We start from the raw sequence: 18,290 nt of genomic DNA, 5'->3' as shown, positions 1-18,290 counted from the left end.
GCCGAGGCCGACGCCGACGCCGACGCCGGAACCGAGTGCCACGCTGGGCCCGGAGCCGGAGCCGGACCCGACTGCGCCGCCGGGACCGGAACCGAGTCCCATGCCAAGCCCGGAGCCGGAACCAAGTGCGGCGCCGGGACCGGAACCGAGTCCGAAGCCGAGTCCGAAGCCGAGTCCGAAGCCGAGTCCGAAGCCGAGTCCGAAGCCGGAACCGAGCCCGGGCGCCGGCACCCGACTGGCCAGCCACCTCCGGCGCCCCCTCAGCAACGGCCTGGCCCTCATCCTCGCCGTCCTCCTCCTGGCCGCGCTGAACTGGCTGGAGCACCGCGTCCACTGGTTCGACAGCCTGCCGGACCTGGCCGTCGCCGCCATCGTCACCGGCCTGTTCGCGGCCCTGGCCTGGTGGTCCGGCCACGCGCTCGAAGAGCTCGGCCTGGACCGCAAATCCTGGCCGCTGGGCCTGAAGTGGTCGGGCGTCATCATCGGCGGGGTGGCCGTGGTCTACCTCGGCGGTGCCCTGCTGCCGGCCACGCGCTCGCTGTTCACCGACCAGCGCTACGCCTCGCTGGGCGCCTGGCAGGTCGCGGTGCGGGTGTTCGTCGACGTGCCGTTCGCCACCGTGCTGGCCGAGGAGGTGGCGTTCCGCGGCGTGCTGTTCGGCCTGGCGCTGCGGCGGTGGCCGCCGCTGGGCGCCACCACCTTCAGCTCCCTGATGTTCGGGTGCTGGCACATCCTGTCCTCGCTGCACCTGAACACCGAGAAGCCAGCGCTCACCTCGCTCCTGGGGCCTTCGGAGCTGGGGGCGGCGCTGGCTGATCTCGGGACCGTGGTGTTCACCGGCCTCGGCGGTGCGGTGTTCTGCGAGCTACGCCGTCGCAGTGGCAGTCTCCTGGTGCCGATGTCCTTCCACTGGGCCACCAACGCCCTGGGTTATGTCTTCGGCTTCCTGCTGCGCGTCGGAGTCATCCCCGAGCTGTGAGGCGGCCCGGCGGCCGGGGACCAGCCACATCGCGGCGGTGGCCACGGCCAGGATTGCCGCGCCGGTGTAGACCGCGGGGATCAGGCCGTCGATGAAGTGCTGGTCGGCGGACTCGGTCGCGGTCGGGCCGTAGCCGCCGGTCGCGGAGAACACCGCGCCCATCACCGCGATGCCCAGCACCCCGCCGAACTCGCGCAGCGCGTTGTTCACGCCGGAGGCGATGCCCTCCTGGTCCCGCCGCACCGAGCCGAGCACCAGGTTCTCGATCGGCGCGAAGAACATCGCCATCCCGGCCCCGCCGATCAGGAAGGCCGGCAGCAGCGCGGTGTAGTCCAGCTTGGTCGAGATCACCGCGGCCACCCAGGCCAGCGCCACCGCCTGCAGGCCCAGGCCGACCGTGACGATCCACTTGCCGCCGATCCGGTCGGAGAGGATCCCGGCGACCGGCGCCACCAGCATCGGCATGCCGGTCCACGGCAGCACCCGCAGTCCGGAGCCCAGCGGCGAGAAGCCGTACACGGTCTGGAAGACCTGCGAGAGGAAGAAGATCGCGCCGAACATCCCGAAGGACATCAGCAGGGTGCTGAAGTTGGTCAGCGGGAAGGCCCGGCCGCGGAACAGGTGCATCGGGACCATCGGCGCGTCGGTCCGCAGCTCCCAGACCACGAAGGCGACCAGCAGCGCCCCGCCGCCGACGAACCCGGTCAGCACCAGCGCGTTGGTCCAGCCGACGTCGCCGCCCCGGATCAGGCCCAGCACCACGCCCAGCAGACCGCCGGTGGCCAGCACGGTCCCGATCACGTCCAGCCGGCGCGCCGGGCCGCGGCTCTCGGTGAGCCCGAACCACGCCAGCGGCAGCAGCACCACGCCCAGCGGCACGTTCACCCAGAAGATCCACTGCCACGACGCGGCCTCCACCACGGCGCCGCCGACCACCGGCCCCAGCGCCACGGCCAGCCCGGAGATGGCACTCCACGCGCCGACGGCCGCGCCGCGCTTCTCCGGACGCACACTCGCCGACAGCATCGTCAGGCTCAGCGGCACCACCACCGCGCCGCCCAGGCCCTGCACGGCGCGCGCCGCGATCAGCACCGCGATGTTCGGCGCCAGCGCCGAGGCCACCGATCCGGCGGTGAAGACCGCGAGCCCGATGACGAACATGTTCCGCCGGCCGAAGCGGTCACCGAGCGTGGAGCCGGTCAGCAGGAAGACGGCGAAGGTGAGGGTGTACGCCGAGACCGTCCACTGCAGGCCGGACAGGCCGGCGTGCAGGGACTCCCGGATCGAGGGCAGCGCGATGCTGACGACGAGGTTGTCCAGCGACGCCATGAACATGGCGACCCCGGTGATGACGAAGGTGCGGACCGGGTGGCCGATGGTGGCGGCCAGGAGGCCGTCCGACGGTGGGCCCTGGTGCCGGCCGATGGTCTCGGTGCTCATGGTGATCCCCTCCAGATCATGGAACAGCGCAGGTCGGGCAGGTTGGGTAGTTAGCAGTCACTAACTTTGGTGGACAGACGGGTGGCGCTGAAGGTGCCTCGCGGCGGATCGGACTGCGTCCTGCCGACCGGTCAGGTCAGTCGGTGAACGCCTTTGCGATGTAGTTCGCGTACTCGGGCTCGGCCGGGCTGCCGGACCGCTCGTCCGAGCACCCCTTCGCGGCTTCCGCGTCGAGCTCCTCGGCCGTGTCGGCGGCGACGGCGGTGTCGTCGCGCAGCACGTTGAGGATCGGCTGCCACTCCGGGTCTTCGACGTTGTCGCGCCCCATCGCGGCGATGACGTTGCACAGCATGCCCTTGGCCAGGAAGTCCACGCGGACCCCGAGCGGGGCACCCGAGAGGTTCTCCATGTGCTGCCAAAGGCCCTGCATGGCGCCGCGCACGGCGGCCTGGACCTCCGGGTCGTGGCAGGCGGCGAACTGCTGGAGCTGCATGTTCAGCACCAGGCGGTCCTCCATGAGCAGGTTCTGGTACGCGTCGCCCATCGCGGCGAGCGCGGCGTGTCCGTACTTGCCCTCGGCCGCCTTGGTGAACACGTCGCGCACCTGCGTCGCGCCGTACTGCACGGCGGCGATGAACAGGTCGCGCTTGGTCGGGAACAGTCGGAACAGGTAGGGCTGCGACACCCCGACCCGCTTGGCGATGTCGCCGGTCGAGGTGCCCTCAAGCCCGCGGACGGCGAACTCGGCGACCGCGGCTCGCACCACTTGGTCGCGTCGTTCTTCGGCACTCATGCGGGGGCTCATGAGAAGTAAGTTAGCAGTCACTAATCAGCCCCGCAACCCCGGTGCCGAGCTCACTCACACCTGTCAACAGGCCTGTCCACGCGCCCCACACGCCCCGGGCAACACCTCGACAAAACCGGCCGCCGCAGCTGAGAACCCGTGGTCCGGGAGCCGAAAAGCTCTCATACTTCTCCTGACGGATTCTCAGACGTTCCTCATCCACCCCGCCGATAGTGGTCGCCGTGAGCTCTCCCACGCCCTTCCTCGCTGGTCCGGCCGGGTCCCCGGCAGGACAGAGCATCTCCGAGATCCTCGTCGTCGACGACGAGCCCGGCATCCGCGCCGTGCTCGCCTCCAGCCTGGAGTTCGAGGGGTACGCGGTCCGCACCGCGAACGACGGCCGGGCCGCGCTGGCCGAGGTCGAACGCGGCCGACCGGACCTGGTCGTGCTGGACGTGCTGATGCCCGGCATGGACGGGCTCACCGCCTGCCGCCGGCTGCGCGCCGCCGACCCGCACCTGCCGGTCCTGATGCTCACCGCCCGGGACCTCACCGGGGACCGCGTCGCCGGCCTGGACGCCGGCGCCGACGACTACCTGGCCAAGCCCTTCGAGCTCGACGAGCTGCTGGCCCGGGTCCGGGCCCTGCTCCGGCGCGGCGCGCTGACCGTCGAGGGCACCGAGGCCGCGCCGGGCGCGGCCGGGCACGGCGACCACGTCCTGGAGTACGAGGACCTGCGCATGGACACGCTCACCCGCGAGGTGACCCGCGCCGGCCAGCTCATCGAACTCACCCGGACGGAGTATCTGCTGCTGGAGATGTTCCTGTCCCACCCGCGCCAGGCGCTGACCCGCGAGCAGATCCTGCGCGCGGTCTGGGGCTTCGACTTCGAGCCCGCCTCGAACTCGCTGGACGTCTACGTCATGTACGTGCGCAAGAAGACCGAGTTCGACGGCCTCCCCCGGCTGGTCCAGACCGTGCGCGGGGTCGGCTACGCGCTGCGCACCGCTTCCGGCGCGCGCCGATGAGGCGACGCATGCCCCTGCGGTCGCGGCTGGCCATCATGAGCGCCGTGGCCGTGGCGATCGCGATCGGCGCGGTGTCCCTGATCTCCTACGTCGCGGTGCGGGACCGGCTCCACAACCAGATGGACAGCGCGATCGCCGGCAGCCGCGATCCGGGCTTCGGCCTGTACCCCGAGGGCGGGCGCGGCGGCGGACCGGATCCGGCCGACTACCAGCCCCGGTCTCCGTGCGACATCGGGAAGGGAGCGGCGAACAGCGGGAGCGCCGGCGCGGCGAGCCCGACGCACACCAGCGTCAACCATTTCCCGCCGGCGGCGGTCAGCGTCACCTTCTTCGACGGGACTCAGACCTGTCCCCTGCCCGGATCCACCGCGGTCCAGGGCCAGACCGCGGACCTGCAGATCGAGCACGCGCCGCCGGGCACCTCGCACTGGCGCGACGGCGTCAACGCCACCGGTGAGAAGGTCCGCGTCCAGATCGTGGCCAACCCGGACCCGCACCACCCCGGAGTCTTCCTCAAGTCGCAGGCCTACGGCCCCATCGACGACTCCCTGAGCAGCCTGGCCTGGCTGCTGATCGTGGTCTCGCTGATCGGCATCGGCGGCGCGGCCACCGCCGGACTGCTGGTCGCGCGCGCCGGGCTGCGTCCCGTGGACGAGTTGACCTCCGCGGTCGAGCACGTCGCGCGCACCGAAGACCTGTCGGTCCGGATGCCGGTGTCCGGCGACGACGAGATCGCGCGGCTCTCGGAGTCCTTCAACTCGATGACCGCGGCCCTGCAGGCGTCCCGGGAGGAGCAGAAACGCCTCGTCGACGACGCCGGCCACGAGCTGCGAACTCCCCTGACATCTCTGCGTACTGCCATCGACCTGCTGATCCGCTCCGAGGAGTCCGGTCGGTCGCTGCCCGAGGGCAAGCGCACCGAACTGCTCACCGGCGCTCGCACGCAGATGCGCGAGCTGACGGTGCTGATCGCCGACCTGCTGGAGCTGTCGCGTCCGGAGCAGGCCATGACCGTCACCGCCCCGGTGGCGCTGCACGAGGTCACCGCACGTGCCGTGGAGCGTGTCCGGCCGCGCGGCGCCGCACGCGAAACCCCGGTCACCATCATCGACGACCTGCATCCGTGGACCACGCACGGCGACGGCGCGGCGCTGGAGCGCGCGGTGGTGAACCTCCTCGACAACGCGGTGAAGTTCTCGCCGCCGGGAGCCGCCGTGGAGGTGCGGCTGGCCAACGGTTCGCTGACCGTGCGCGACCGCGGGCCGGGCATCCCGCCGGAGGAGCTGCCGCACGTCTTCGAGCGCTTCTGGCGCTCCCCCACGGCGCGTGCCATGCCCGGCAGCGGTCTGGGGCTGGCGATCGTGGCCCGCGCGGCGCGCGAGTCCGGAGGCATCATCGCCTTCGAGCGGCCGTACGACGGCCCCGGAACCATCGCACGGCTGTTCCTGCCCGGCACCGCCGAGGCCTGAGCCGAGACCATCAGGGCTTTGTCATCATGGACACTACCGTCCGCAGTCGAACGAGACTGATCCAGTGACGACCACGTCGGAATCCCGGCCGCCGCGCCGTGGTTCCGACGCTCCGCGTCCGCTTCGCGATCTCAGGTTTGTCAACAGACGCTCACACGTCCGACCTGCACCGCGCCCATTCTCATCAGTGCTTCATCGAAGCCTCATTCCCCTCCCACGCCGCGCCGCGAGCGTCGAGGGCATGAACGCAACCGCTCTCACCGACCGCGAACCGCCGGACGCCGGCACCGGGGCGGCGGGTGGGCCGCGCAGACGGCTGGTCGAGGTCGTGGTGCCCGTCTACAACGAGCAGCACGTCCTGGAGGCCAGCGTGCGCAGACTGCACCGCTACCTCGTCGAGAACCTGCCCTATCCCTTCCGGATCACTGTGGCCGACAACGCCTCGACCGACGGCACGTGGGCGGTCGCCGCCCGGCTGTCACGGGAGTTGAGCGGGGTGCGGGCGGTCCATCTGGACCTCAAGGGCCGCGGCCGCGCGCTGCGTGCCGTGTGGTCCACGTCCGACGCCGACGTCGTGTCGTACATGGACGTCGACTTGTCCACCGACCTGAACGCGTTCCTGCCCTTGGTGGCCCCGCTGCTCAGCGGCCACTCGGACCTGGCGATCGGCTCGCGGCTGGCCCGCGGCAGCGCCGTGGCGCGCGGTCCGAAGCGGGAGTTCATCTCGCGCACGTACAACTTCCTGCTGCGCACCACGATGGCGGCCCGCTTCTCGGACGCGCAGTGCGGGTTCAAGGCCGCCAAGACCGAGGTCGTCCAGGCGCTGCTGCCCCGGGTGCAGGACGAGGAGTGGTTCTTCGACACCGAGCTCCTGCTGCTCGCCGAGCGCTCAGGGCTGCGGATCCACGAGGTGCCGGTGGACTGGGTCGACGACCCGGACTCCCGGGTCGACATCGTGAAGACCGCCAAGGCGGACCTGCGGGGCATGTGGCGGGTCGCCAAGGCCTCGCTGCGGTCCTCGTCCGGCGCGCCGGTCCGGGCCCGGGTGCTGGCGGCCGATCCGCCGCCCGGGCTGAAGTGGCAGATCCCGGTCTTCGCGACCATCGGCGTGCTGTCCACGATCGCCTATCTGCTCCTTTACGTACTGCTGCGCGCGCCGATGGGAGCCTTCGCGGCGAACGCCGTCGCGCTGGCGATCACCGCGGTCGCGAACACGGCGGCCAACCGCCGCTTCACCTTCGGCGTCACCGGCAGCCGCAACGCGCTGCGCGACCAGGTCGGCGGGCTCGTGGCCTTCGGCATCGGCCTGGTGCTGTCGACCGGGACTCTGGCCGGGGTCCACGCGGCCGTGCACCATCCCTCCCGCACCACGGAAGTGGCGGCGCTGGTCGTCGCCAACGGCCTGTCGACGCTGGCCCGTTTCGTGTTGCTCCGCGCCTGGGTCTTCCACCCGAGGCACCATCCCCTGACGTCCGCCGACCACGAGACCCCGGTCCGGGCGGGTCAGACTTCTGGAGAACTGTCATGAGCACTTTGTCCCCGACGTCAGACGTCGGATACCGAACGGGCTCCCCGTCGGGCGCCCCGGCCGCCGGCTTGACCGGCCGCCTGACGCGCCTCTGGCGCGGGCCCGAGTCCGATCCGCGCTGGGCCCGGCCCGGTCTGCTCGGCGTGCTGGTGGCCGCGGCGGTCCTGTATCTGTGGGACCTGTCGTCCTCCGGCTGGGCCAACTCGTTCTACGCCGCGGCCGTCCAGGCCGGCACGAAGAGCTGGAAGGCGATGCTGTTCGGCTCGCTGGACGCCGGCAACTCGATCACGGTCGACAAGCCGCCGGCCTCGCTGTGGGTCATGGAGATCTCGGGCCGGATCTTCGGCTTCAACTCCTGGACGATGCTGCTGCCGCAGGCGCTGATGGGCGTCGCGACGTGCGGCGTCGTCTACGCGGCGGTGAAGCGGGTGCTGAGCCGGACGCGCGACGCGCGGATCGGCGCGGCGGCCGGGCTGCTCGCGGCGGGCGCGCTGATGGTGACGCCGGTCGCGGTGCTGATGTTCAAGTTCAACAACCCCGACGCGCTGCTGGTGCTGCTGATGACGATCTCCGTCTACGCGGTGGTGCGGGCCATGGAGTACGGCAGCACCCGCTGGCTGGTGCTGGCCGGGGCGCTGATCGGGGTCGCGTTCCTGACGAAGACGCTGCAGGCGTTCCTGATCCTGCCCGCGCTGACCGCCGTGTATCTGGCGCTGGGGCCGGGCAGGTTCCTGCGCCGGCTGTGGCAGATCGGCGCGGCCGGGCTGGCGATCGTGGTCAGCGCGGGCTGGTGGGTCGCGATCGTGCAGCTGACGCCGGCGAATTCGAGGCCTTACATCGGCGGCTCGCAGGACAACAGCTTCCTGAACCTGACGTTCGGGTACAACGGTTTCGGCCGGCTGACCGGCAACGAGACCGGGAGTGTGGGCGGCGGCTTCGGCGGCGGCGCGGCGCGGGGTGCGGCGGGTGCCGCCGGCGCCGCGGGTGCCGCGGGTGCGACTGGCACCACCGGTGCGACTGGTGCGGCGGGCGCCGGCGGGACGTTCACCCCGCCCGGCGGTACCGGCGGCGGGCGCGGCGGCGGCTTCAGCTCGGGCACCGGCATCGGGCGGATGTTCGGCTCCGAGGTCGCCAGCCAAGTCAGCTGGCTGATCCCGGCCGCGCTGGTGCTGTTCGTCTTCGGCCTGTGGGCCGCCGGCCGGGCGCGCCGCACGGACCACGCGCGGGCCGCGCTGCTGGCGTGGGGGCTGTCGCTGGTGAGCACGGCCGCGGTCTTCAGCTACATGCAGGGGATCTTCCACCCGTACTACACGATCGCGCTGGCGCCGCTCATCGCGGTGACCCTCGGCATCGGCGGCGGGATGGTGTGGGCGCGGCGGACCGAGCCGCTGGCGCGGATCGGGCTGGCCGGTGCGGTGGGGGTGACCACGTGGTGGTCGTTCCACCTGCTGGGACAGACACCGGACTGGTACTCGTGGCTGCGGTATTTGATCGCGGTCGCCGGGGTGGTCGGGACGGTGCTGCTGCTGGCCGGGCCGGGGTGGCTGCGGAGCGGGGCGCAGGGCGCGAGTGGTGCTTCTGGCGCTGCCGCTGCCGGTACCGCTACCGGTGCTCCGGCTCCGGTCGGGCAGCCCGGTTGGGTGCCGGTCGAGGGTGCTGCGGCCGCCGCTGACGGTTCTTCTCAGGACCCTGCGATCGCGCCTACTCCCGCTCCCGCTGCGGCCGCCGAGGCGCCGCGTAACAGGGCTCTGCGACTGGCCGCGGTGGCCATCGGCGTCGGCGCGGCGCTGCTGGGCCCGGCGGCGTACGCCGTGGCCACGACCAGCCAGGGGCACAGCGGCTCCATCCCCTCGGCCGGACCGGCCGGGCAGGGCTTCGGTGGTCCCGGCGGCGGCTTCGGCGGCGGTGGACGGACCGGACGGCACTTCACCGGCACCTTCCCCGGCTTCCAGGGCGGCGGCACTGGCGGGACCGGCGGCACGACCGGGCAGACCCCGCCGGCCGGCGGCTTCGGCGGCGGCACCGGCGGGACCGGCGGCACGGGTGGTACCGGCGGCGGGTTCGGCGGCGGTACCGGTGGCACCGGTGGCACCCAGGGCGGCACGACCAACCAGTTCCCCGGCGGCGGCTTCGGCGGCGGCACCCGCGCCGAAGGCGGCACCGGCGGCATGAACAACTTCCTCGACGGCAGCAAGCCCGGCGCCCAGATCCTGGCCCTGCTGAAGCAGAACGCGTCGAGCTACACCTGGGTCGCCGCGGCCATCGGCGCCCAGAACGCCTCCGGCTACCAACTCGGCACCGGCGACCCCGTCATGGCCATCGGCGGCTTCAACGGCTCCGACCCCTCCCCGACCCTGGCCCAGTTCCAGGCCGACGTCGCCCAACACAAGATCCACTACTACATCGGCGGCGGCATCGGCATGCGAGCCAACGGCGGCGCCGACGAAGGCACCTCCATCAGCACCTGGGTCGCAGCCCACTACAAGGCCCAGACCGTCGACGGCGTCACGATCTACGACCTGACGGCGCCCACGTCGTGAGGCGCACCCCGTAAGGAGGGACACAAGCTCGGCGGGTGAGTGGGGTACGGCCCACTCACCCGCCGACTCGCGTGTGGAGACTTGGTCCGCATGAGCATTTCAGCGCCAGCCCGGCTGGCGCGGCCCCCGGTTGTGGCGTGCCGGCCCGGGTCCGAGCGCGAGACCAGATGCGCCATTCGCCCGGCTCGCCCGTTATCGCCTGATATGCAGTGATCGATCGCTTACTTGCGATCCACCCCCACTATCGAAGCTACAGATCAGCGCCCACGAAAACCGGCTCGGGCACCAGCTCCACCCCGAACCGGTCTCGCACCCCGTCCCGGATCTCGCGCGCCAGCCGGAGTACGTCGGCGGCCGCCGCGTCGCCGCGGTTCGTCAGGGCCAGGGTGTGCTTCGTCGACAGGGTCGCCGCGCCGGCGCCGTAGCCCTTGGGGTAGCCCGCCTGCTCGATCAGCCAGGCGGCCGAGGTCTTCACGTGGTTGTCCGGGGCTGGGAAGCGCGGGGGTGCCACGGTCGCGCGGGCGGCGAGGGCGTCGAAGGCCGCTGCGTCGAGGACCGGGTTGGTGAAGAACGATCCCGCCGACCAGGTGTCGTGGTCCTCGGCGTTCAGGACCATGCCCTTGGCGGCGCGCAGCTTCAGAACGGTCTCGCGGACCAGGGCGAGCGGCGCGCGGTCGCCTTCCTCGACGCCGAGTGCGCGGGCCAGTTCCGCGTAGCGGATCGGGGCGGACAGGCGCTCGGATTCGGAGGCGGCCGGCGGGTCGAAGCCGAACCAGACCGTCAGGACCACGTACTTGCCCGGGTGCTGCTTGAACACCGAGTCGCGGTAGCCGAACTCCAGACAGCGGGACTGCATGCCGCGGATGTCGCCGGTCTCGCGGTCCAGCGCCCGGATCCAGGCGATGGTCTGGCCGACGTCCTGGCCGTAGGCGCCGACGTTCTGGATCGGGGTGGCGCCGGCCGAGCCGGGGATGCCGCTCAGGGCCTCGACGCCGACCGCGCCGAGGTCCACCGCTTCGGCGACGAAGGCGTCCCAGTCGTGGCCGGCGGCGACGCCCAGGCGCAGGCCCGAGCACGTCTTCTGCTTCGTCACGCCGGTGTGCGCGATCTTCAGCACGGTGCCGTCGAAGCCGTCGTCGCCGATCAGCAGGTTGGAGCCGCCGGCCAGGATCAGCAGCGGCTCGCCCCGGCGGTCGCAGTCCTTGACGGTCTCGACGATCTCCTGCTCCGTGGTCGCGGTCACCATGCGCCGCGCCGGTCCGCCCACACGCAGGGTGGTCAGGGGCGCGAGGGGTGCCGAGGCCTGTTCGAGCATGAGGGACACGCTACCGGGTGCCGGGCCCGGCGGGCGTGCCATCTCAGTCTCCGAACGATCGTCACGGAGTCCGAACTGTTCGGACAGGGCAGGTCAGGGCGATGGCAGAGCAGTGGCAGGGCGGTGCTAGGGCAGTGCTAGGGCAGTGTCAGGGCAGCCGGACCACGGCCCGCGCCAGCCCCAGCACCTTCTCACCCTCGCTGGTCGCGACCAGGTCCACCCGCACCGTCCCGTCCTCGTTGACCGCGCTGACCTTCCCGGTCACCGTCAGCCGGGCCCCGGAATCCTCGTCCACGCCGTCCGGCACCACCACCGGCTTGGTGAACCGCACCTGGTACTCCACGACCATCCCCGGGTCCCCGCACCAGTCGGTGACCACGCGGATCGCCGAGGCCATCGTGAACATCCCGTGCGCGATGACGTCCGGCAGCCCCACCGACTGCGCGAATCGCTCGTTCCAGTGGATCGGGTTGAAGTCCCCGGAGGCGCCGGCGTACTTCACCAGGTCCACGCGCCGGATCGGGAGCGTCTGGGCGGGCAGCACGTCGCCCTTCGAGACGTCAGCGAACTTGATCACGCCTGCTCCCCCTCGCCGCCGCCGGCTCCGACCACGACCAGCTTGGAGAAGCCGGTCACCACCAACTCGCCGTCCACGGTGTTCAGCTCCGTGCGGGTGCTCAGGAATCCCTGCCCCATCCGCTCGGTGATGTCCTCGATGATCACGGTCGCGGTCAGCTGGTCGTCGGCGTAGATCGGCCGGTTGTGCACGAAGCGCTGCTCGCCGTGCAGCACCCGGCTGAAGTCCAGGCCCAAGTCCGGGTCCTCGATGATGACCGTCGCGGCCGGCCAGGTGATGGCGATCGGGAAGGTCGGCGGCGCCAGCACGTCGCGGTGCCCGAGGTCCTGGGCCACCGCCGGGTCGCGGTAGACCGGGTTCGGGTCCCCGATCGCGTCGGCGAACTCGCGGATCTTCTCGCGGCCGACCTCATACACCGCGGTGGGCGGATAGGTGCGGCCGATGAAACCGACGTCCAGGGCCATCGTCCCTGTGCCTCCTTGGATACGAAGAAACCGCCCGCGCCCACTCCGTGATCGGGAGTCGGCGGGGCGGTCCAAAACTACAGGCCGCGAGGCGTGACCCGGCAGTGCGGGCCTGCTACGACGCTAGCGCGGGGCGAGCGCGGCCCGGCTGAGAGCCGGACCCGGGGCCACGGGACTAGCGGGTCTCGCGGTGCGGGGTGTGCTTGTTGCACCAGCGGCAGTGCTTCTTCAGCTCAAGACGGTCCGGGTCGTTGCGCCGGTTCTTCTTGGTGATGTAGTTGCGCCGCTTGCACTCGGTGCACGCGAGGGTGATCTTCGGCCGGACGTCGACAGCAGCCACTTGGGGTGCCTCTTTCTACTTCTCGAGGGCTCCGGACCTTCCCAGGTCGGCCCTCACGATGGACAACCCTGCAAGAGTACCTTGCAGGGCTGAGGGTTTTGCCAGATGCGTAGCGGTGGCCGGACTTGAACCGGCGACACAGCGATTATGAGCCGCTTGCTCTACCAGGCTGAGCTACACCGCCACTCGATCAACTACCGGAACAGTCCGGTGGACACGGGCTTTCACCCTTTCGTGTCCACCGGACCCCCGGTGTGACCTGAGCCCCTTTACGGAATCGAACCGTAGACCTTCTCCTTACCATGGAGACGCTCTGCCGACTGAGCTAAAGGGGCGAGCAGGGAATAAGTTACACGGTCTTGGGCCAGGCGCGAAATCGGGTTTCGGCACGCCGTGTCGCGACCCCGGTCCACTACGCTCAGCCGCATGTCAGAGCCTGAGCCGACGCCGTCTCACGAGACACCCGACGAGACCCGCGGCGACATCCGCGGCGACACCCCGGACGTCTCGGCCGCGCCCCCGGCGCGCAGCCGGAGCCACTGGACCGTGCACTCCGAGTGGCCCGTGTATGAGAACCCTTGGGTGGACGTCCTCATGGCCGACGTGGAACTCGGCGACGGCACCCGCTTCGAGCACCACGTCATCCGCACCCGCAGCGCCGCGAGCTGCGTGGTGACCAGGACGGAGGCCGGGCGCGAGGAGGTGCTGCTGATCTGGCGGCACCGGTTCGCGATCGACAAGTGGGTCTGGGAGATCCCCTCCGGCCTGATCGAGGAGGGCGAGGATCCGGCGGACACCGCGCGCCGCGAGGTCGAGGAGGAGACCGGCTGGCGGGTGAGCGATGTCACGCCGTTGCTGTCCTTTCACCCGGTCGGCGGGATGCTGCGGTCGCAGTACCGGCTGTTCCGAGCGGTCGGCGCCGAGTACATCGGGGAGCCGACGGAGGAGAACGAAGCCGAGAAGGTGGCGTGGATTCCGCTGGACGAGGTACTCGGGCTGATCGACGCCGGGCAGATCGCGACGTCCTCCTCGCTGGTCGGGCTGCTGCGCGTGCTGGCCGAGCGGAAGTAGGACACGACCAGCCGACCCGAACGGCGGGCAGCCGAACGGCTCAAGCGAAGCTGAACACCACGGTCACCTGCACCGTGACATCGGTACTGCCCATCTGGATCGGCACCGGGTTCGCCGGCGACGCCCCGGACGCCATGGGCGCGAAGTTGACCGGCGTCGGGGCCGGGTTGCCGTCGTTCTCCTCGACCCGCACCACCTGGCCCAGAGTGCGGCCCGCCGACTTCGCGTACTGCTCGGCCTTCGCCTTGGCGTCGTTGAAGGCGGCGTCCCGCGCCTGCGCCAGCGGCCCGGAGTCATTCTGCAGATCGGTCGACAATCCGGAGATCTGGGTGGCGTTCCCACCAGCCGTCGTCGCCGCGCCGATGACGGCGCCCGCGGACTTCGGATCGCGCAGCGTCACGGTCAGGTTCTCCGAAGCCTGATATCCGCTGACCGTCGGCTTACCACTCGAATTCTCATACTGCGGACCGACGTTCAGCCCGGACGTCTTCTGGTCGCCGGCCGCGACGTGGTTCCCACTCAGCGAGGCCTGCACCGCACCCATCGTCGCGGAGACCCCGTTCATCGCGGAGCTGACATCCGAGGCAACCTTGGTGATGCTCAGGCTGAGCACGAGCGTGTCCGGCGTCCCGGTCACCTTCCCAGTGCCCTCCACGGTGATGCCGGGAAACGCATCCGGCGCCACCGGCGCACCGTTCGCAACGAGCGCGGCCCCAAAGGGCGCGGCACTGGCATCCGGCGCCGAACTACCGCCGGACATCCCGATGGCGACCGCCCCGCCGGCGGCGAGCACGGTCGCGACGCCGAGCACGAGAGCCCGGCGGGTGATGCTGAGGTTGAGGTCCATGGCCGTTGGATGCGGCCGATCTACGTTCGGTTCCCGGATGGGGTTCGGTTCCCGCATGGGACGATCGGCGGATGGCGACGCTGCGCGCGGTGGTGGAGATCGAGCCCTGGGCCGACGCGGACGACGCACCATGGCCGATCGCCAGCACGGACACGCTCCACTGGGACGTCCTGGACGGCGCGACCGCCCCGGCCACGATCGGCACGGTCATGGCGGCGCTGGCCAAGTGGTGCCGCCCGGAGGACGCCGACACCGAACCGACCGCGACCGAGGCACTGCGCTGGATCGCCACATCGGACCACCTGGTCATCGCCGGCGGAATCCACGCCGCCGACGCCGAAACGGCGGTGCACCCGGGCTGCTGCGCCGACCTCGAAGGCTGGCGGGCATGGCCGGACACGTGGCTCGGCCATCCCACGCCGGCTATCGAACGGACCGCCGACGGCATCACGATCCGGCAGGACAGGGGATCGCAGAATGCTGTGACACTCGCGACCGATGCCCTGCCCGGCCTGCTTGCCGCCCTGCGCGAGGACTTGATCGACTTCCTGGCGGCGGTGGAGCACTGGGCCGCGGACACCGGCGCCGACGCCGAGCTGGCTGCGGCGGTGGTGGCGAACATCGATCGGCATATGGTCATCAGGGCGCCGCTCGCCGACGGCTGACGCTGCGACTCGCCGGTACCGGCCTCGCGCCACGCAGGTCGGGGTGGCAACGCGCGAGGCGTGTCGGATACAGCTGGCTTGGTGTGTTGGCTGGCGTGCGGAGCCCTCCTAAGCCCGCACCACCCGCACCCCCAGCTCCGTGAACCGCCCCACCATCTCCTCCGGCGCGTCCCCATCCGTCACCAGCGTCGTGACGTCCGAGATCGGGCAGATCCGCGCGAACGCGCGCCGGCCCAGCTTCGATGAGTCGGCGACCACCACCACGTGGCGTGCGCGCGAGGCCAGGGTTTGGTTCACTGTCGCCTCCGCCTCGTTGTGGGCGCTGGCGCCGTGCTCGGCGTCCAGGGCGTCCACGCCGAGGATGGCCAGGTCCAGGGCCACGCGCTCGAGCATCGCCGCTGCTACCGGGCCGACCAGTTCGTAGGATTTGGGGGAGCCGACGCCGCCGGTCGCGACCACGTGCAGGTAGGGGCGGACCACCAGTTCCTGGGCGATGTTCAGTGCGTTCGTCACCACCGTCACCGCCGGGCCGCGCTGCTCGCCCGCCAGGTCCGCGCGGGTCGCCAGGGCGCGCGCCACCTCCGTGGCGGTGGTGCCGCCGTTGATGCCGACCGTGGAGCCGACCGCGACCATGCCGGCCGCGACCGAGGCGATGCGCTGCTTCTCCGGGGCGTGGCGGGCGACTTTGAAGCGGAGCGGCAGGTCGTAGGAGACGCTGTGGGCCGTGGCGCCGCCGCGCGTTCGGGACAGCAGTTGCTGTGCGGCGAGCTCGTCGAAGTCGCGGCGCACGGTGGCCGCCGAGACCCCCAGCTTCTCCGCGGTCTCCTCGATCTCCAGCTTGCCCAGCTCGGCGAGCATCTCCAGCAGGACACTCCAGCGCTCGTAGCGGTTCACGCCAAGCTCCTTCCGCGCACTCCATGCTGAGATCGTGACCTTCCTTGCAAGATTTTCTGGCACACTGAAGCAATCCTGCAAGGTGTAGACCTGCCTGCAAGCTGTAGACCCATCAGCGCCAAATCCTAGGGGGCCGTCGGTTGAGCGTCCTGCGCCTGGCCTCCGCGCTCCTGCCCGTGGCCGCGCTCGGCCCGGAGAACCCGCTTCCGCCGCTACGCAAGCTCGCGGATCCGCGCGGCGGCCTGGACGTCTCCGAGGCCGACGCCGAAATGGTCGCCAACCTCGGCTACGGCCACGTCGAGTCCCTGCTCCCCTACACCTTCCAGGACGGCTACACCCGCGAGACCCCCGACCGGGAGCTGGTCACGGCGGTTCTGGAGAACGACCTGCTGCGCGCCGAGTTCCTCCTCGGCTACGGCGGCCGCCTGATGTCCCTGCGCCACCGCCCCAGCGGCCGCGAGCTGCTGCACTTCCCGCCGAAGCTCCAGCTCGCCAACCTGGCGCTGCGCAACGCCTGGTTCGCCGGCGGCGTCGAGTGGAACCTCGGCACCTTCGGCCACACCGCCCTCACCTGCTCCCCGATGCACGCCGTCCGCCTCACCCGGGACGACGGCACGCCGGTCCTGCGCATGTACGAGTACGAGCGCCAGCGCCGCCTGGTCTACCAGCTCGACTGCTACCTGCCCGACGGCTCCCCGGTCCTGCTGGTGCACGTCCGCGTGCACAACCCCTTCCCGGAGGACGCCCCGGTCTACTGGTGGAGCAGCGCCGCCGTACCGCAGACCCCTGATTCCCGCGCGTTGATGCCCGCGACCTCGGCGTACCACTTCTCCTACACCGGCAAGATGCGCCGCATCCCGTTCCCGCGCTGGCGCGACGCCGACACGTCCTACCCCGGCCGCATCGACTACGGCGCCGACTACTTCGCCGAGATCCCGGACGGCGAGCGCCGCTGGATCGCCGCCGTCGACGCGAGCGGATCAGGGCTCTTCCAGACCTCGACCGACCGGATGCGCGGCCGCAAGCTGTTCCACTGGGGCACCGGCTCCGGCGGGCGCAACTGGCAGGACTGGCTGTCCGGCCCGCGCCACGAGTACTTCGAGATCCAGGCCGGCCTGGCCCGCACCCAGCTGGAACACCTGCGGCTCCCGGGGCGCCAGTCGTGGTCCTGGGTCGAGGCGTACGGCCTGCTCCAGACGGATCCCGACGAGGTGCACGGCGCGAAATGGCCCGACGCCACCAAAGCCGCGGCCGCCGCACTCGCCGACCTGCTCCCCGCGCACCGCCTCGACGAAGAGCTCGCGACCATGACCGCGCTGGCCGAGAAGCCGCCGGAGGAGGTCCTGCACGCCGGCACCGGCTGGGGCGCCCTGGAACGCCGCGCCCTGGGCCGCAACCGTGCGCTGAACCTGCCCGGCACGCCCTTCCCCGACGCCACCATCGGCCGCGACCAGCAGTCCTGGCTCTCGCTGGTGCGCAAGGGCCAGATGCCGACGCCGGCCCCGGCGCTGCCGCCGTCGTCCTACGCGGTCGGCCCGGTCTGGCGCGCGCTGCTGGAGAAAGCCACCTCCGACCCCGCGCACGCGACCTGGTTCACCTGGCTCCACCTGGGCGTGAACCGTTACCACGGCGGCGACCTGACCGGCGCGCGCGAGGCCTGGGAGAAGTCCATGGCCCAGGCCGAAACCGCGTGGGCGCACCGGAATCTGGCGATCCTCGACGAGTCCGAGGGCCTCCCGGGCGAGGCCGCCGACCGCTACCTGCGCGCCTGGCAGCTCTCGCCGCGCCTGCGCCCGCTCACCATCGAGACGCTGCGCGCCCTGATCCACGCCGAACGCCCCGCCGAGGCGCTCGACATCGTCGACCGGCTCAAGGAGCCCGACCGCTTCGCCGGGCGGATCCTGATGCTGGAGTGCCGCGCCGCCCTGGACGCCGGCGATCTGGTGCGCGCCCGCCGGATCCTGGAGACCGGTCTGGTCGTCGAGGACGTCCGCGAGGGCGAGGACCCGCTGTCGGACATGTGGTGGGAGTTCCACTCCCGGCAGGCCGGCGGGCTCGGTCCGGTCGTGTCACAGCGGTTGCGCGAAGAGCACCCGCTGCCGTGCAGCTACGACTACAGCGTCCGCCAGCTGTAGCAGGCCTTAGCAGCCCCCTTCCTCGGAACATCCGGCTCCGCCCCAGCTCACAGCGGCGCGGCCGTCTTGCGCCGCCGTTTCTCGCAGCTTTTGCAACTTCCTGCGAGCCTGTGCAATCAAAGATCTCAATCTCGCATCACCAAAAGAAATCTTGCAAAGAATGCTTGTAGTTCACGCGAGCGGCGTCCTACTGTCTCCTCCCAGCACCCCGAGT

The 18,290-nt window shown here is 71.2% G+C and carries 16 protein-coding genes and 2 tRNA genes; 8 read left to right on the top strand and 10 right to left on the bottom strand.

Annotated elements, in window-relative coordinates; all coding sequences use genetic code 11:
- Positions 1–100: 100 nt before the first annotated feature.
- Positions 101–979: a lysostaphin resistance A-like protein gene (locus ABH920_RS46705; protein ID WP_370355821.1), complete on the top strand. Its 879-nt coding sequence runs from the start codon at positions 101–103 to the stop codon at positions 977–979.
- On the opposite strand, the gene ABH920_RS46700 is transcribed toward ABH920_RS46705, so the two are convergent.
- Both ABH920_RS46700 and ABH920_RS46695 read right to left on the bottom strand, forming a co-directional pair.
- Positions 866–2,419 (bottom strand): MFS transporter, encoded by a 1,554-nt coding sequence (locus ABH920_RS46700; RefSeq protein ID WP_370355820.1) that lies wholly within the window; start codon positions 2,417–2,419, stop codon positions 866–868. The genes ABH920_RS46705 and ABH920_RS46700 overlap by 114 nt on opposite strands.
- A 136-nt stretch (positions 2,420–2,555) precedes the next feature.
- Positions 2,556–3,224 (bottom strand): TetR/AcrR family transcriptional regulator, encoded by a 669-nt coding sequence (locus ABH920_RS46695; protein WP_370355819.1) that lies wholly within the window; start codon positions 3,222–3,224, stop codon positions 2,556–2,558.
- Between the two features lie 221 nt (positions 3,225–3,445).
- Here ABH920_RS46695 and ABH920_RS46690 point away from each other — a divergent pair, with 221 nt between their 5' ends.
- The 4 genes from ABH920_RS46690 (at position 3,446) to ABH920_RS46675 (ending at position 9,768) form a co-directional block, all read left to right on the top strand.
- Positions 3,446–4,231: a response regulator transcription factor gene (locus ABH920_RS46690; RefSeq protein WP_370355818.1), complete on the top strand. Its 786-nt coding sequence runs from the start codon at positions 3,446–3,448 to the stop codon at positions 4,229–4,231.
- 8 nt (positions 4,232–4,239) lie between these two features.
- On the top strand, positions 4,240–5,700 hold the full coding sequence (locus ABH920_RS46685) for an ATP-binding protein (protein ID WP_370355817.1): 1,461 nt from the start codon (positions 4,240–4,242) through the stop codon (positions 5,698–5,700).
- A 241-nt stretch (positions 5,701–5,941) separates the two neighbouring features.
- Complete coding sequence (locus tag ABH920_RS46680) at positions 5,942–7,228, top strand: glycosyltransferase (protein ID WP_370355816.1); 1,287 nt, start codon at positions 5,942–5,944, stop codon at positions 7,226–7,228.
- The gene (locus tag ABH920_RS46675) at positions 7,225–9,768 is read left to right on the top strand and encodes an ArnT family glycosyltransferase (protein WP_370355815.1); all 2,544 of its coding nucleotides are present in this window, start codon (positions 7,225–7,227) and stop codon (positions 9,766–9,768) included. Before ABH920_RS46680 ends, ABH920_RS46675 begins: the two co-directional genes overlap by 4 nt.
- 250 nt (positions 9,769–10,018) lie before the next feature.
- On the opposite strand, the gene ABH920_RS46670 is transcribed toward ABH920_RS46675, so the two are convergent.
- The 6 genes from ABH920_RS46670 to ABH920_RS46645 form a co-directional block, all read right to left on the bottom strand.
- Complete coding sequence (locus tag ABH920_RS46670) at positions 10,019–11,083, bottom strand: UDP-N-acetylmuramate dehydrogenase (protein ID WP_370355814.1); 1,065 nt, start codon at positions 11,081–11,083, stop codon at positions 10,019–10,021.
- Between the two features lie 148 nt (positions 11,084–11,231).
- Complete coding sequence (locus tag ABH920_RS46665) at positions 11,232–11,660, bottom strand: MaoC family dehydratase (RefSeq protein ID WP_370355813.1); 429 nt, start codon at positions 11,658–11,660, stop codon at positions 11,232–11,234.
- On the bottom strand, positions 11,657–12,124 hold the full coding sequence (locus ABH920_RS46660; protein WP_370355812.1) for a MaoC family dehydratase N-terminal domain-containing protein: 468 nt from the start codon (positions 12,122–12,124) through the stop codon (positions 11,657–11,659). Before ABH920_RS46660 ends, ABH920_RS46665 begins: the two co-directional genes overlap by 4 nt.
- A gap of 175 nt (positions 12,125–12,299) precedes the next feature.
- Entirely contained in the window at positions 12,300–12,464 is a 165-nt protein-coding gene (rpmG, locus tag ABH920_RS46655) for a 50S ribosomal protein L33 (protein WP_194892873.1), read from the bottom strand.
- Positions 12,465–12,574: 110 nt separating this feature from the next.
- A tRNA-Met gene (locus tag ABH920_RS46650) sits at positions 12,575–12,648 on the bottom strand.
- 78 nt (positions 12,649–12,726) lie between these two features.
- Positions 12,727–12,799, bottom strand: a tRNA-Thr gene (locus tag ABH920_RS46645).
- A gap of 91 nt (positions 12,800–12,890) precedes the next feature.
- On the opposite strand from ABH920_RS46645, the gene ABH920_RS46640 reads away from it, so the two are divergent.
- Positions 12,891–13,535 (top strand): NUDIX hydrolase, encoded by a 645-nt coding sequence (locus ABH920_RS46640; protein WP_370355811.1) that lies wholly within the window; start codon positions 12,891–12,893, stop codon positions 13,533–13,535.
- 40 nt (positions 13,536–13,575) lie between these two features.
- Here ABH920_RS46640 and ABH920_RS46635 read toward each other — a convergent pair whose 3' ends face one another.
- Complete coding sequence (locus tag ABH920_RS46635; protein WP_370355810.1) at positions 13,576–14,382, bottom strand: SIMPL domain-containing protein; 807 nt, start codon at positions 14,380–14,382, stop codon at positions 13,576–13,578.
- Between the two features lie 71 nt (positions 14,383–14,453).
- On the opposite strand from ABH920_RS46635, the gene ABH920_RS46630 reads away from it, so the two are divergent.
- Positions 14,454–15,047: a hypothetical protein gene (locus ABH920_RS46630; protein WP_370355809.1), complete on the top strand. Its 594-nt coding sequence runs from the start codon at positions 14,454–14,456 to the stop codon at positions 15,045–15,047.
- Between the two features lie 108 nt (positions 15,048–15,155).
- Here the strand turns inward: ABH920_RS46630 and ABH920_RS46625 are convergent, their stop codons facing one another.
- Positions 15,156–15,941 (bottom strand): DeoR/GlpR family DNA-binding transcription regulator, encoded by a 786-nt coding sequence (locus ABH920_RS46625; RefSeq protein WP_370355808.1) that lies wholly within the window; start codon positions 15,939–15,941, stop codon positions 15,156–15,158.
- A 140-nt stretch (positions 15,942–16,081) separates the two neighbouring features.
- Between ABH920_RS46625 and ABH920_RS46620 the strand changes: the two genes are divergently transcribed.
- Positions 16,082–18,076 carry a DUF5107 domain-containing protein gene (locus ABH920_RS46620; RefSeq protein ID WP_370355807.1) on the top strand — a complete coding sequence of 665 codons (1,995 nt, stop codon included), beginning with the start codon at positions 16,082–16,084 and terminating at the stop codon, positions 18,074–18,076.
- The last annotated feature ends 214 nt before the right edge of the window (positions 18,077–18,290 follow it).

It is taken from the genome of Catenulispora sp. EB89, assembly GCF_041261445.1.
Taxonomy (GTDB): Bacteria; Actinomycetota; Actinomycetes; order Streptomycetales; family Catenulisporaceae; genus Catenulispora.
The sequence above is the reverse complement of the archived record's forward strand: the minus strand, read 5'-3'. Positions and strand labels throughout refer to the sequence as shown.